Origin of the sequence: Zhongshania aliphaticivorans (assembly GCF_001586255.1) — a bacterium.
Taxonomy (GTDB): Bacteria; Pseudomonadota; Gammaproteobacteria; order Pseudomonadales; family Spongiibacteraceae; genus Spongiibacter; species Spongiibacter aliphaticivorans.
Genome location: NZ_CP014544.1, coordinates 2,595,885 through 2,609,373 on the forward strand (window position 1 = coordinate 2,595,885; position 13,489 = coordinate 2,609,373).

Sequence of the window (13,489 nt, forward strand, 5' to 3'; positions counted from 1 at the left end):
ACAAATACCTCATTTGATCTGCATATCGCACTATTCCGAAACAGATCGCCACCAAGCAGGCAAAAAAAAAGCCGAGGCGACGAGCCCCGGCTTTTTTAGCGGCCGCCTAGTTGCGGCGGCAATAGCAACTTACGCTTTTGCGTCTTCGATTTGATAGTATTCCATCAAAATCTTAGCCACTTCTGGACGCGAAAACTCCGGTGGCGGCGCAATGCCATTGCCCAGCATTTCCCGCACCTTGGTGCCCGACAGTAACACAAAATCTTCTTTGCTGTGATCTGGCGCGTCGCGCATCATGACAACTTTATCTAATTTCTTAGAGTAAGCAGTATGGTCAGCGCGGTAAATTTCGATATCCATGGCGCCAGCAGGTACTTTCTCGTCGAAAATAGTCTGGGCGTCAAAACCACCGTAGTAGTCACCCACACCAGCGTGGTCGCGACCAACAATCAGGTGAGTACAGCCGCAGTTCTGGCGGAACAAGGCGTGCAACACTGCTTCGCGCGGACCAGCGTACAACATGTCAAAGCCGTAACCAGTAATCATTACGGTGTTTTTGGGGAAGTAAACTTCAACCATTTTGCGGATAGACGCGTCGCGAACATGCGCAGGAATATCACCCGGTTTCAGTTGACCTAGCAGCATGTGAATCAGAATACCGTCAGTGCCCAGATCTTCCATGGCCATGCGGCACAGCTCTTCGTGAGCCCGGTGCATTGGGTTGCGCGTTTGGAAAGCAACCACCTTCTCCCAGCCACGCTCAGCAATTTCATTGCGAATCTCTACCGCAGTGCGGAAAGTATCGGGGAAATCAGCTTGGAAGTAAGAGAAGTTCAGCACCTGAATCGGGCCAGACAACATGGTGTTGCCTTGGGCCTTAAAGGTCTGCACGCCGGGGTGCTTATCATCTAGGGTGCCAAAAATATTCTCGGCCATAAAGTCGATTTGCTCAGCGCTAACCACTTCAACCGCGTCAACATCCATAATCGCCAACACAGGATTGCCGTCAACGTTCGGATCGCGTAAGGCAATGCGCTGACCTGCGGTAATCCCTTGGGCATCTTTAGTCAGGTTCACAATTGGTACGGGCCAGAACAGACCATCAGTGGTGCACAAGTCCTTCGCCACAGCCAAAGAATCAGCAAGATTCATATAACCTTTCAGTGGAGTGAAGTAACCCGCTCCCAGCATAACGGCATTCGCCGCAGCGGCAGAGCTAACCAGCAGTGACGGCAGCGTTTCTGCTTCGGCATTCAGGGCGTGGTGTTTCTCCGTGTCGTATACAAATAGTGGGCTAAGTTCTTCGGCGCCATGGGGTTTGATCATTTTGGAACTCCGTTAGTTGGTCTAGTACGGGTAGTAAGGCTATTCATTTTTACAACCAAGCTAGATGCGGGACGGGAGATGGGAGACGCTTAAAACCAAAGCGGCTTTGCGTTTTCCGTCTCCCGTCCAGCATCGCCCTTAAATTATTCCGCGCGCGGTCATCATTTCCAGCAGCACGGCCACTTCTTCTTCCAAGCTCTGCTCGTGGCTGTTTAATACCAGTTCAGGCTTGAGTGGCGCTTCGTAGGGATCGTCGATACCCGTGAAGTTTTTAATTTCGCCAGCGCGGGCTTTTTTGTACAGACCTTTGGGGTCGCGCTCTTCGGCGACGGCCAGCGGTACATCAACATGAACTTCGATGAAGTCCATATCACCCGCCACGTGCAGTTCACGAACAATATCGCGATCCGCGCGGTAAGGGCTAACAAAGCTCGACAATACAATAACGCCGGTGTCGACAAACAACTTAGAGATTTCGCCAATACGACGGATGTTTTCAGTGCGATCTTCGGCGCTAAAGCCCAAGTTTTTGTTAATACCCAAGCGAATATTGTCACCGTCTAAACGGTAGCAGAGATGACCTTTTTCCATCAGCGCCTTTTCTAGAGCAACGGCGACCGTGCTTTTACCGCTGCCAGACAGACCGGTAAACCACAAGGTGGCGCCTTTTTGTTTTAACAATGCGTTTCGGTCTTCACGGCTTACTTCGCCGTCGTGCCAATGTACATTGGTCGCTTTAACTTCAGTCATGTATTCAACTCCGCTGGGCTGCTGATCGTCAATTCACTAATCGAAAACTGTCTAGTGCTATGTGCGCCTGTTCAAGCGGCACCTAACACTGAGGGTCGCCATAGTAAAAGCATTTTTATCACAAGTAAAACAGGCTATTATTATAGTCAGTATCGATTTTATCGATACTGACCTCTTCCAATCACAGCGGCCCCAAGCCCATGAAATACACCATCCGGCAATTAGAGATTTTTCTTAGCGTCGCTAAATTTCAAAGCGTCTCGAAAGCGGCCGAGCAGCTCTGCCTATCGCAATCGGCAGCCAGCGCCGGCTTACAAAGCTTAGAAAAAGCCTACGGCGTGACTCTCTTTGATCGCCAAGGCAATAAGATCAAGCTCAACCCCATTGGCCACACCTTGCGCAAAGAAGCCGAAACCCTGTTCGCCCACTGCCAGCAATTTGATGATGCCTTAACCTTGCATAGCGACATTGGCCATCTCCGCGTGGGCGCCAGCTTTACCATCGGCAATCATTTGGTGGTGCGCTATTTGGCAGATTACTTAAATAAATACCCAGAAGCCGACGTGCAGCTAGAGACGGCGAACACCCCGGAGGTAGTCGCCAAGGTACTGAATTACGAGGTTGACGTGGGCATGATCGAGCGCGAAGTTCAGCACCGCGAACTCGAACTCATTCCCTGGAAGGAGGACGAGCTGGTCGTGTTTTGCAGTGCCACTCATCCGCTGGCAAAGAAACGCGTACTCAAGGACGCCGACATTAAAGCCGCCCGCTGGATACTGCGCGAACCCGACTCTGGCGCCCGCCATACCTTTGACCGCGCCCTTGCCGGATTGCTACCCGAGATCGAAATTTACCGGGAATTCAAACACAACGAGGCCATCAAAAGCGCCGTTGAATCAGGCCTTGGTATCGGCTGTCTGTCGAAGGTGGTTTTGCAAAACGACTTCCGCAATGGCGATTTAGTGCCCTTAAAGCTCGCCAATCGCGACATGACCCGCATGTTTTATTTTGCCCTGCCCAAACAGCGGCACAACAAAAAAGCGGTGGAGTTCTGGATTTCGCTATGCAGTAAACTGGGCGAATAAATTGCCTCGCCCAGTTTATACTTACCTAAACGACAAAACGCTGTCGATACTCCGCAAACTGCGCCTTCAAGCCCGCTTCCGTTAAGCCAAACTGCGCTAAGGTATATTCGTGGGCTGGCCGACTGTCACGGCGATTGTCTTCCTGATGCTGCTCCATCGCCAGCTGCGCCGCTTCGGTAAGTTCCATACCAATAAAATTGTAGACTTTCTGAACCGAGCTTAAGGGGTCTGCAACGGTATCTTTATACCAAACATCCAAGAACGCCTCGGGTTGGCGATCACGGGTTTGCAAGGTATGTAAGGTGCCTCTGGCGTATTTCGCAGCCCACTGTTCCCCCACCACTTTGCCATCAACATCATCACTTCCCAAAACCCACAGGTTGTAATTCATACTTGCGGCCGAGGGTATAGTTTGCAGTGGGTCGCGATGGGTTTGCACAATTTTGGCGTCAGGAAACACCTTCAATAAGGTCGCAATATGGTGGATATGATGAGGGGTTTTTAGCAACCAACACGCCGCCTGTTGGCCGCTGCGCTTTTTTTGCCACTGCAAAAACTGCAACAGCCGCTTAAGGTACTGATAGGCTGGGGTATTGTCATTCTCGTCGTTCCATTTTCCGTAACTCGGCACATTGCAAAAGGCATCGGGTACCGTGCTATAAAAGCTGTGTTCCAATAATAAAATATCTTCATCCGCCGCTATCGGGTCCATGGGGTGAATAGCCGCAATTTCTGGATTTGCCGCCAACATGGCGGCCACTTCCGCCTCTGCCGAGCTGATACGCGGGTCTTTAGTTTTAAAATCCCAATCTAATTCGGGCGCGGGATTTCGCACTTCGTACCACAACGGCGCATAAAACCGCTTGTCCGCCGCAAGTATGCGGTGGAAAAAAGTTGAACCTGTGCGCTGCAAGCCAATTATCACCACTGGCGCAAGGATCTCTTCGTTCAATATTTCCGGGTGTTTAGCAATCCAGGCCTCCACACGCAGTCGATTAATGAGAATATTCAAAATCCGCTGATATTGGCCAAAACGACCACCAGCATTGAGGTTTGCCTCGTCATTTAAAGACTTGAGCAATACCGCCAATGGCTCACGAAAAGAGTCATCACCAAAGTCATTTAGACCAGTGACCTCGGAGGCTTCACGCAATAGCGCGGCCACACTTAAATCCACCGCTGGTATTGCCACTGTTGTATTACCTTGCTCTGTACCCACGGAAAATCTCCTTTTTTATTTATTATGCGACCAATCACGAAGCCTGAATTAGCGGCGGCAATTCATCAATTTTTACCACTCGGCACTGCGGCTGAGGGTGCTCTGCAGCGCCTATCCACCGAAATGCCATCGTCCCCTCGCGATGACCGGTGGTATCTAACCAGTTAACGCAGTTCGGATCTGCTGCGCCAACAACTATACTGACGCCGCCATCAGGCCGATAATGCGCGGTATGCTTATTAAGATGAATTTGCACATAGCGATATTCCAGAGACTCCATCCAATAATTATTCAACTGAAAATTCCAGTTGTCGCATTCCGGAATACGATCTACCTCAATCAATAAGACCTCGTCATCTGCCAACGTAAAATAGCCGTGGTAGTAAAAAATATTGGGATCACCACCAAGTTTCTGGCAATAAGCCTGATCGGCTGGTGGCAGGGAGTTTGGGTGCGCCTTAAAGTCTTGCGCCCAGTCTGCGAACAAGTTCGCTGTGCCCTTCACAAAGGCGGTGGTCTTACGCAAACTTTCTGCGAGCTGCTTTGCTTGCAAGGGCGCAGGCTTTACGCCATCAGCGTTAAGGCGCTCAATTTTAAGATCGGCAAACACCTCGGTGTTCCGGTCTAAAAAGGTTTCGCGCACCAAAACAGCAAGCGTGTCGTCGGTAATTTTAAGCCAATTGCCCGCCTGCGGATGCCGCGACAAAATCACCTCCACACTGCCGTCGGCATTGACCGCCAAGCCACTGTGGGTATCAAGCGATGCCACCGAACGCATATTGCCATCGGCCTCTTCGTAGCCCCCTGCAATCGCAATAAATCCCAAATACGCGACCGTGCCCCGACTGCCGCTAATGCGATAGTCGTTCATGCCATTGATTTCGGCGCGCAGATAAATATTGTCTGGGTTGTCTGCGCCAATTTTCGCGGTTTCATGAGAAGGCCGATAAAATGTCGGAAAATCGCGGTCACTGCACTCCATAAACATATCGAGGCCAATACGGGTCAAGCGCGTTAAGTAACGCCAGCCTTCAGCGCGATTAAAGGCATCGCTTGGCGCTTCAGCCCGAAGAATTTGCTGCCCCGCCGCCTTCAACTCGTCACAAAATTGATCCCAAATTTCGCCGCTGACGACCTCATCGACTGAATTGTCTGCCATTGCCTGCCTCCTTTTATTATTGAGGCAGTGTGGCAGTTTTGCAGGGGTGCTTATATCACCCAATTAGATGACGCTGATGGGGGGGCGAGTCTGAAGTCGGAGGTCGGACGTGAAAAGAGCGCCCGGTTAGAATTAATCGCTGACTGGAAAAGCTAAATGCTGGACGGGAGACGGAAAACGCTTACAAGCATGCGCTGCGCTTATTAACGACCACAACCGCGGGGACCTGATTTTGACTTAGCGTCTCCCGTCTCCGTGTCACCCCTGCGAAGCCAGGGGTAAGCCTACAGCGTCTGACGCCAGACACCCGACCTCCGACTACGCCTTCGGCGCCCGCCCTTCCCGCACCGCCAACTGCCAGCCCAAGCCATCAAGTAGCTCACCGTCCTCATCCAGGGGCGGATAAGCCAAGCCATTGGCGCGACAGTAATCGGCCATTTTCGACTGCGCCCATTCAAACAAGGTGCGCTGATAGCTTTCATCGTCGAGGCGAGGTTTGCTATATAGACCCGCAAGCTGCCGTTGGCGCTGAACCTCAGCCAAGATAATGCCTGCGGCGACGGAGACATTAAAAGACTGCACCATGCCCATCATCGGTATGGTGATAAATGCGTCGGCAAGCGCACAACCGGCGGGGCTGACGCCGAGTTTCTCGGCTCCCATCAATATTACGGTGGGCTTGGTGTAGTCCGGTTCCCGAAAATCGACCGCGCCTTCGCCAAGATGGGCTGCCAGCACTTGATAGCCCTGCGCTTTTAAGGGCGCCAAGGCAGTCGTCACATCCTGTTTACGCTCAACATTCACCCAGCTGTGCGAGCCCATCGCCGTGCCGCGGAAGGCCTTGTAGTCTTTGTCGGGAATAACACAGTGCATACTGCCAATACCAGCGGCATCTGCGGTGCGCACAATCGCGGAGAGATTGCGGCTTTTATGCACATTGTCGGTAACAATAGTGAGATCGGGCTGGCGGAATGCTAGAACCTGACGCAGGCGTTGGAAGCGTGCTGCGGTCATTGTTGAGGCCTCAAGAATAAATGGGGCATAAGTTTACAGTAGCGTGCACTTTGGTTAAATAAAGGAAGACGCTGGACGGGAGACCTAAGACGCAAAACCAAATAGCGCGCTGATTTTACCTTAGCGTCTCTCATCTCCCGTCAAGCATTCAGCTTTCTACGCATGAACTAAGCTTCATCAGTGCGCCGCTTTTCCGTCCGACACCCGACCTCAGACTCAATGTTCACCCCTCAATCACCGCCATTGTCAGCCGCGAAACACACACCGTTTTATCGGTTTCATCAGCAATACGAATTTCCCACACTTGCGTGCTGCGACCAATATGTACCGCTTTTGCCACACCGGTGACCAAGCCGCTGCGCACTGAGCGAATATGGTTGGCGTTGATATCAAGCCCTACGCAAACAAAGCCTTTCTCACAGGCTAAATTGGCCGCAAGACTGCCCAGCGTTTCGGCGAGTACTACTGAGGCCCCGCCATGAAGAATACCAAAGGGCTGATGAGTACGCTTATCGACCGGCATAGTGCCCGTAATAGAGTCCGAGCCAATATCGGTAATTGTGATTCCCAGCACCTCAACAATGGTATTCGCCGACATTGCGTTAGCTTCATCTATACTGGGTGTGTTTGTCCAAATCGTCATGTCATGTTCTCTTGGTCATTTTTGAAAAATTACAGCACTGCAGACGGTCATGAAAAGGCCAAAAATCTCCGCTGGCATTACAAGTTGACTCTGCTAACATAGGCATAATAATAGCTAGCTTATTCACCGGAGGATACCCTATGTCGATGATCCCAAGAACTGTTTACGAAGAAGAGCATGAATTGTTTCGCGGCTCGGTCCGCAAATTCTTAGAAACCGAAGCAGCGCCATACCACGCACAGTGGGAGAAAGATGGCCAGGTTGATCGCGAACTGTGGATCAAAGCTGGCGAACAGGGTTTCCTTTCCCCTAGCGTCGCTGAAGAATACGGCGGTGTCGGTGTTGATTTCCGTTATAACGCTATTGTCGACGAAGAATGCGGCCGCTCAGGCTTAACCGGTATTGGCTGGGGATTGCACTCAGATATCGCGGTACCTTACATCGAACGCTACGGCACTGAAGCCCAAAAGCAAAAATACCTGCCCAAGTGCGTTACCGGCGAAACCATCATGGCTATTGCCATGACAGAACCCGCTGCGGGCTCTGACTTGCAGGGCATTAAGACCACCGCGATTAAAGACGGTGACGATTACATTATTAATGGCTCCAAAACGTTCATCACCAATGGTCAGCTTGCCGATCTCGTTATTGTCGTCGCCAAAACCGACCCCAGTGCTGGCGCCAAGGGCATCAGCCTGTTCTTAATGGAAGCGGGCACTCCCGGTTTTACCAAAGGTCAAAATTTAGAGAAAATTGGCCTTAAAGCACAAGACACCTCAGAGCTGTTCTTCCAAGACGTGCGGCTATCAAAAGATCAGTTGCTGGGCGAAGAAGGCAAAGGCTTCATCTATATGATGCAAGACCTTCCGCAAGAGCGATTAAACGTGGCCATTATCGCTGTCGCAAATGCCGAGTCGATTCTGGAACAGACCATAGCTTACGTGAAAGAGCGCAACGCTTTTGGCAAAACAGTTGCTACATTCCAGAACACCCAGTTCAAATTGGCTGAACTAGAAACCCAAGTTTGCGCCGCGAGGGTGTTTTTGGATCGCTGCCTAGAGCTGCACGTTGAACACAAATTCGACTCAGTCATGGCTGCAAAAGCCAAGCTACTTACCACTGACCTCCAGTGCAAAGTAATCGATGAGTGTCTGCAGCTGCACGGCGGCTATGGCTTTATGTGGGAATACCCAGTGGCTCGCGCTTTTGCCGACTCACGCGTTCAGCGTATCTACGCAGGTACTAACGAAGTAATGAAGCTAATCATTGGCCGCGACTTACTAAAGTAAGCCTCCATACGGGTCAACTAACGGGGCTGCTTGCAGCCCCTTTTTTATGCCTTGAATTCAATATACAAAATTAATTGCTATGGCCCAATTGCGTTACTGGCGCATTCTGCAAAGCCAGTAAACTACTTTGATCAACCATAATTAAGCCCCGCTTGGGGCGATCAAGATCAATAATAATAAACACAATCATGGCAATTAAAAACGACACCATCAGGGTCGGCGCCACCACTCGTTTACCACTTAAACCGCTTGAATACCCCAGCATGCCGCCAGAGGCAATAAACACCGTAAACAACAGTAAGAGCACAACTTCCGGCACCCGCATTTGCTGCAGGGCATTGCGTTTGCCTTGGCTGTCGATCATTTCATTCAAGGAGTTAACAAAGGCCCCAGACGTTACCGGGCGCGGGTCGGCATTGGTTGCCGCCACAGCCAGCGCCCACAATTCACTCTGCAGCGCGGCAATCGTTTGATTGTATTTTTTGCGCTCCAAGGCGTGGCTTAAATCAACCTTACCAATCGCAATCCGCATATCAACATAACGTGCCAGCAAGGCATTGGCCTCGTCCTGAAACTGCACCGGCAATAGTTGCACCCGTAAGCTCGCAGTGCCAATAGCATTGGCTTCGGCAATTAAAGCCTCACTACGGCCGTCAAAACGCTGCATAGACATGCTGAAGGTAAAACCTAATAACAGCGCTAACAAGCCGAGAATACTACCCTGGATCGATCCCGTCAGCGTCTTTACCTCGGAATCCGTACTGTGTTGCACAAAGCGACCGATTCTAAAACCGACTTCATTCAACAAGACAATAAGAAGAAACAAAACACCGATAATCAACAGACTGTCGTAATTATAAAGAAAGGGCTGGGCCATGGTATTACCTAGGTTTGAAATCACACGCGGTCAATAGAGAAAGACCGCCACAAATGCTGACAACCCTAGTATAAACAACGCACGGGGAAGCACTGGCCATTGGTGGAGAAAAGAATCAAAAAGTTCCAGTGCTAACAAGGATAATTACCAACACCCAAATTAGCAGGAGAGAAGCGGACGACGGCGTCGCCTTACCGTGAAAACACCACGTTTTCCTTAGGCGTAATAATCAACCGCAAGCTTACCGTCACTGGCAGCTAAGACGTCAGCTTGATTGCCTAACTCATCATCGCGCTTATCACTACTCGCTAGGTCGGCATTCGCCGCACGTCCGTTTAAATCGCGCTGACCAGCTGACTCACCGGCAAATTGTTGGTTGCCATTGGCTGCAGCGCCGTTGCCAAGATTTGGGTTGTGACTAACTTTCACCTCATCCAAGCGCAAGCCTTGCTGCTCAAGACTGCTATTTAGGCGCGGCAGCATTTTTTCAATTAAATCACTGGTATCACCATTCTGCGTTTGAAACTGCACCGAGGTACTGTCGCCCTGCATAGATAGCTGAATGTGGATACTACCCAGCTCTGCTGGATTCAATTGCATAGTTGCGGTGTGAACACCGTTATTCATCATCATACCAATCCGTGCGGCCATAGCCTGCCCCCAACCAGGGTTGTCGACCAAGCTCTGACTCATGGTCAATGCCACGGGCGCACGCGATGCGCTGCTACTCGCGCTATTTAAGCCGTCTTTAAGTTGCGACATCGCCGCCAAATCACCAAGTTCAACATCCACGTTAAGGCTTTCTAGCTTTTGGCCTTTGCTTTGCATTAGCCCCTCACCTACCGCAACTGCACCCTGCAGCGCCGCCGCAAAGCCAGTTGTTTGGGGTGTTAGCGCAGGCTGAGTCGCGGCCAGTAACATTGGCGCTTTACCCTGATTTTCGCTCTGCAGGAGTTTTGCTTGCTGTAAGAGAAGCTGGTCTACCGCCTGTTGACCGCGATTACCGCCGCTCAGTGCCTTGTTGTCGTCAATGCTCATCGCTGCGCCCAGCTGAGTTCGCGACCAGTCGATTTGCACCTGCTGCCAGCCCACTACGCTGTGTTCAGCATCTAAACTGTCTGCTCCCCCCGCGAGTGCGGTGTTAGCGGCACTGACAGGCAAGGTGAGCGGCAAATCTTTGCCCACTAGCGGCAAGTCTTTGCCGCTCGCAAAATTCTGCGCTAAGACGTTTAAGCCATCACCAGCTTCTTCATTTAACAGAGCCGGAGCATCGGCATCGCTTGGTGTGTCGGTGTCGGCCTGAAGATGACTGGCCTTGCCCATATTTCCGGCAAGCAATTGATTAAAGGGCAATTGCGAGGTCGAATCACTGGCATTCGCCCCTTTCACGGCGGCGCGCCCTGACTGAACTGCTTCGCTGCTACTCAGCGCGGGAAGAGAGCTAGACGGCATAAAAAAGTAACCTTTACAGATTAATCTGATTCGGCAGCCCCGAGGCTAAAACCGGCAATACTAAAATTAGAGCAAGGCCTATGCCATATCCATATTTTGTCGAGCCGACCAAACAAATCGTTGACTTGTTAGGTCGTCTGCTTGCCGCTGTTCTTCCGTGTTGACCAGCTGCTGCTCCTGCTCGCGATAGCGATCAGTGAGCTTCTCTAAACTCATTGCGCGACAGCGACTGTCTAACCAATGCTGACGTTCGGTCGCCACATTGGCTTCAGCACGCGCGACGGCTTCGCCCTGCTGGGTCACCGCCTTGGCAAGCTTACTCATAAAATGACGGGTTTCTTGTAAACGGTGTACGTCCAATTTTTGCGCGGTGTGACTCTGGCTAGCATCAGCGTATTCACGATAATACTGTTTTAACTCATCGTATTTCTTTTGCTGGTGATCAAAGTGCTTTTGGCTTTTTGCAAAACGCTTAGCCTGCTCCTGTTCTTTGCGGTCCGCCAAGCTATTCACGGTTTGCATACGCTGAGATTTCTTCATTTAGTCACCTATTTAGCTTATGCGTCATCCAGTAATAAATTTAGCTGATCAAGCGAACTGTCGAACGGCTCTGATTGATCATAGGCTTGCTGCAGGAATTTCACCATATTCGGCCACAAGCCAACGGCGTGATCCAAACGGGCATCACTGCCCCGCTGGTAGGCGCCAATCGTAATAAGGTCGCGATTTTGCTGATAAAGCGAGTACATCTGCCGAAAATAGCGCACCTGATCTTGATGGCTCTTATCGGTAATATCATTCATGGCTCGACTTACTGAACGCTCCACGTCAATGGCAGGGAAATGCCCGGCATCAGCCAAGGCCCGCGACAGCACAATATGACCATCTAGAATCGCTCGCGCTGAATCCACTATGGGGTCATTTTGGTCATCACCCTCAGCAAGCACAGTATAAAACGCCGTTATTGAGCCGCCACCAACGGCGCCATTACCCGCACGTTCGACAAGTGCCGGTAGGCGAGCAAAAACTGACGGCGGATAACCCTTCGTCGCAGGTGGCTCACCCGTGGCCAAGGCCACCTCACGTTGAGCTTGGGCGAATCGGGTTAACGAATCCATAAGTAATAACACTTGCTTACCCTGATCACGAAAATGCTCAGCAATCGATGTTGCCAGCCATGCCCCCCGCATACGCATCAGTGGCGGATGATCTGCTGGTGTTGCGATGACCACCGCCCGCTTCATGTCTTCAGTGCCAAGAATGCTGTCAATAAACTCCTTTACCTCGCGGCCACGTTCGCCAATTAAGGCCACCACCACCACATCGGCCTCGGTAAAGCGGGTCATCATGCCCAGCAACACGCTTTTACCTACGCCGCTACCGGCAAATAAACCTAAACGCTGCCCGCGGCCCACCGTTAGCAGTGAGTTTATTGAGCGCACCCCTACATCCAAAGGCTCGCGAATAGGCTGGCGCAACAGGGGGTTAATCGGCGTGCCATTGATCGAGCGAGTTTGCTTGCAATGCAAAGGTCCTTTGCCGTCCAGCGGTTTGGCCGCGCCATCCAGCACCCGACCTAATAACTCATCACCCACGGGGAAGTCTGAGCCCTTGGCAATGGGAATAACTCTGGCATTGGGCATTACGCCGCGCAGCTCACCCGTGGGCATAAGTAAAATTTTATCGGCGGCAAAGCCGACCACTTCGGTTTCTAACCAATCACCATCTGCGGCTTCAACCAGGCAATAGCCACCTACCGGCGCTTTACAGCCCACGGCCTCCAGCATCGTGCCTACCACCCTTTTGAGCTGGCCCTCGACTATCGGTTTTCCAACACCGCTTAGGCGCTGTCTATACAAGGCAAAGCGCTGCTGTATTTGTTCGCTGGGATCCTTTATCACCGTTTAAACTCCGCGCTCAACAATGTCATTCTCATCTGCCTGCGGAGGCACCATCGTCTCACCCAGCATTTCAGCAACAAGGTGCTGAATACGTGTTTCCAGCTCTTCATCAATTCTTGAATGATCGCTGTTAATACGACAGCCACCGCGACTTACCGTGGCATCCTCAATCAAACGCCAAGCGGGATCCAACACTTCATTGCGCTCAGCGTGCAAGCCTCGCAGCACATCAGCGTCGTCAGGGTTCAGGACAATATCAAAGCCGCTGTTACTTAAGGGTAATGCCGCCACGGCTTTATGAATGAGATTTTCAATGAGTTCAGGTCGCAAACTTAATTCGTGACGTAATAATTGCTTTGATATGGCCAGGGTCATTGTAAACAGCTCGCGTTCTAGCTCACTATCAACCCACTTCAAGGGCTCGCGTAACGCCGCCAAAGCCAGTTGTAACTGCTGACTTTGTTCAGCCAACAGACGCTTAGATTCCTGCTGCCCGTCTTTAAGCCCTTGCTGAAAACCTTGATCATGAGCTAGTTTCCGCTCCACCTCAAACGTGTCGGCCTGGCGTGTGTGTTCGGGAGCATCGGCTTCGTCTCGATCAGGCCTAGCAGCCACGTTCGATACCGGCGACGCCAATACCGAGATTTCAGGTAACTGCCAGGTCCGGTGTTCGACCGCAGCCTTCGCAGACTCAAGCACTTCCGGCGCATCATTAAGTGCTTCGGCATCAATTACCCGCGGCACAAACACCTGGAACACATCCGCCATAGCAGC

13 protein-coding genes are annotated in these 13,489 nt (G+C 51.4%); 2 read left to right on the plus strand and 11 right to left on the minus strand.

Annotated features, from left to right (window positions below):
* Positions 1 to 129 precede the first annotated feature (129 nt).
* Together sat and cysC are read right to left on the minus strand one after the other, a co-directional pair.
* Positions 130 to 1,326 carry a sulfate adenylyltransferase gene (sat, locus tag AZF00_RS11510; protein WP_008249232.1) on the minus strand — a complete coding sequence of 399 codons (1,197 nt, stop codon included), beginning with the start codon at positions 1,324 to 1,326 and terminating at the stop codon, positions 130 to 132.
* A 138-nt stretch (positions 1,327 to 1,464) separates the two neighbouring features.
* Entirely contained in the window at positions 1,465 to 2,076 is a 612-nt protein-coding gene (cysC, locus tag AZF00_RS11515) for an adenylyl-sulfate kinase (RefSeq protein WP_008249230.1), read from the minus strand.
* A 200-nt stretch (positions 2,077 to 2,276) separates the two neighbouring features.
* Here cysC and AZF00_RS11520 point away from each other — a divergent pair, with 200 nt between their 5' ends.
* Positions 2,277 to 3,161 carry a LysR family transcriptional regulator gene (locus AZF00_RS11520; RefSeq protein WP_008249229.1) on the plus strand — a complete coding sequence of 295 codons (885 nt, stop codon included), beginning with the start codon at positions 2,277 to 2,279 and terminating at the stop codon, positions 3,159 to 3,161.
* A 25-nt stretch (positions 3,162 to 3,186) separates the two neighbouring features.
* Here the strand turns inward: AZF00_RS11520 and AZF00_RS11525 are convergent, their stop codons facing one another.
* The 4 genes from AZF00_RS11525 to AZF00_RS11540 form a co-directional block, all read right to left on the minus strand.
* The gene (locus AZF00_RS11525) at positions 3,187 to 4,380 is read right to left on the minus strand and encodes a sulfotransferase family protein (protein WP_008249228.1); all 1,194 of its coding nucleotides are present in this window, start codon (positions 4,378 to 4,380) and stop codon (positions 3,187 to 3,189) included.
* A gap of 34 nt (positions 4,381 to 4,414) precedes the next feature.
* Positions 4,415 to 5,539, minus strand: coding sequence for a DUF1214 domain-containing protein (locus AZF00_RS11530; protein WP_008249226.1), 1,125 nt, complete (start codon positions 5,537 to 5,539; stop codon positions 4,415 to 4,417).
* 318 nt (positions 5,540 to 5,857) lie between these two features.
* Positions 5,858 to 6,553: a tRNA (guanosine(18)-2'-O)-methyltransferase TrmH gene (gene trmH, locus AZF00_RS11535; protein WP_008249224.1), complete on the minus strand. Its 696-nt coding sequence runs from the start codon at positions 6,551 to 6,553 to the stop codon at positions 5,858 to 5,860.
* 223 nt (positions 6,554 to 6,776) lie between these two features.
* Positions 6,777 to 7,196 carry a hotdog fold thioesterase gene (locus AZF00_RS11540; protein WP_008249222.1) on the minus strand — a complete coding sequence of 140 codons (420 nt, stop codon included), beginning with the start codon at positions 7,194 to 7,196 and terminating at the stop codon, positions 6,777 to 6,779.
* A 146-nt stretch (positions 7,197 to 7,342) separates the two neighbouring features.
* Here AZF00_RS11540 and AZF00_RS11545 point away from each other — a divergent pair, with 146 nt between their 5' ends.
* Positions 7,343 to 8,485 (plus strand): acyl-CoA dehydrogenase family protein, encoded by a 1,143-nt coding sequence (locus AZF00_RS11545; RefSeq protein ID WP_008249220.1) that lies wholly within the window; start codon positions 7,343 to 7,345, stop codon positions 8,483 to 8,485.
* Between the two features lie 70 nt (positions 8,486 to 8,555).
* On the opposite strand, the gene AZF00_RS11550 is transcribed toward AZF00_RS11545, so the two are convergent.
* The 5 genes from AZF00_RS11550 to AZF00_RS11570 form a co-directional block, all read right to left on the minus strand.
* Complete coding sequence (locus tag AZF00_RS11550; RefSeq protein ID WP_008249218.1) at positions 8,556 to 9,362, minus strand: bestrophin-like domain; 807 nt, start codon at positions 9,360 to 9,362, stop codon at positions 8,556 to 8,558.
* A gap of 216 nt (positions 9,363 to 9,578) precedes the next feature.
* Entirely contained in the window at positions 9,579 to 10,814 is a 1,236-nt protein-coding gene (locus tag AZF00_RS11555; protein ID WP_008249216.1) for a flagellar hook-length control protein FliK, read from the minus strand.
* Between the two features lie 78 nt (positions 10,815 to 10,892).
* Positions 10,893 to 11,354 (minus strand): flagellar export protein FliJ, encoded by a 462-nt coding sequence (gene fliJ / locus AZF00_RS11560; RefSeq protein ID WP_008249214.1) that lies wholly within the window; start codon positions 11,352 to 11,354, stop codon positions 10,893 to 10,895.
* 17 nt (positions 11,355 to 11,371) lie between these two features.
* Positions 11,372 to 12,691, minus strand: coding sequence for a flagellar protein export ATPase FliI (gene fliI / locus AZF00_RS11565; protein ID WP_197465762.1), 1,320 nt, complete (start codon positions 12,689 to 12,691; stop codon positions 11,372 to 11,374).
* A 27-nt stretch (positions 12,692 to 12,718) separates the two neighbouring features.
* Positions 12,719 to 13,483: a FliH/SctL family protein gene (locus AZF00_RS11570; RefSeq protein WP_008249207.1), complete on the minus strand. Its 765-nt coding sequence runs from the start codon at positions 13,481 to 13,483 to the stop codon at positions 12,719 to 12,721.
* Between the last annotated feature and the right edge of the window lie 6 nt (positions 13,484 to 13,489).